Genomic DNA, 871 nt, shown 5'->3' with positions numbered 1-871 from the left:
ATGCCGGCGAGCGGCGTTCAACACGCCGCTCGCCGGCATCGTGTTCGGCATCGAGGAGCTGGGCCGGGCCTACGAGGCGCGCTCGTCCGGCCTGATCGTCGCCGGGATCGTGGCCGCGGGCCTCACCTCCCTCTGGCTGCTCGGCAACTACACGTATTTCGGCACCAGCCAGGCGGAGCTGCCGCTGGCGGCCAGCTGGATCGTGCCGCTGCTGGCCGCCTTGGGCGGCTTCGCGGGCGGGGTGTTCAGCCGGCTGATCATCCTGTTCGCCCGCGGCCTGCCGGGGGCGGCCGGGCGCCTGATCGGGGCGCGTCCGGTGGTCTTCGCGGCACTCTGCGGCCTGTGCGTCGCCCTGTGCGGCCTGGCCTCGAACGGCACCGCGTACGGTACCGGCTACGAGGAGGCCCGGGCGATCCTGCACGGCGACACGACCGCCGGCTGGACCTACGCGCCGCTGAAATTCGCCGCCACGGTGCTCAGCTCGATCAGCGGCATCCCGGGCGGCCTGTTCGCCCCCTCGCTGGCGGTCGGAGCCGGGATCGGCGGCACGGTGCACGGCCTCCTGCCGGACATGCCGGTGGGCGCCCTCGTGCTGATCGGGATGGTCGCCTACCTGACCGGCGTGCTGCAGGCGCCGATCACCAGCTTCGTCATCGTCACGGAGATGACCCAGAACCATACGATGATGATCCCGCTGATGATCGCGGCCATCATCGCCGACGCCGCCTCGAAGGCGATCTGCCGGGGCGGGCTCTATCACACGCTGGCCGAGATGATGCTGGAGCGCGCCGACGTGCCGGCCCAGCCGGTGGCCAAGACCGCCTGAGCGGCGCGGCTCGGGGGGCTTCGTCCCCAAGCCGCGCCGCTCAGG

At 72.3% G+C, this 871-nt stretch carries 1 protein-coding gene; it reads left to right on the top strand.

The window, feature by feature from the left end; genetic code table 11:
* On the top strand, positions 1-826 hold an 826-nt coding region (locus FV228_RS31090), incomplete at its 5' end, for a chloride channel protein (protein WP_147857903.1).
* Positions 827-871: the final 45 nt, after the last annotated feature.

This window comes from Methylobacterium sp. WL18 (assembly GCF_008040015.1).
Classification (GTDB): domain Bacteria; phylum Pseudomonadota; class Alphaproteobacteria; order Rhizobiales; family Beijerinckiaceae; genus Methylobacterium; species Methylobacterium mesophilicum.
Note: the sequence above shows the minus strand (reverse complement) of the source record. Positions and strands in the feature narration are given on the sequence as shown.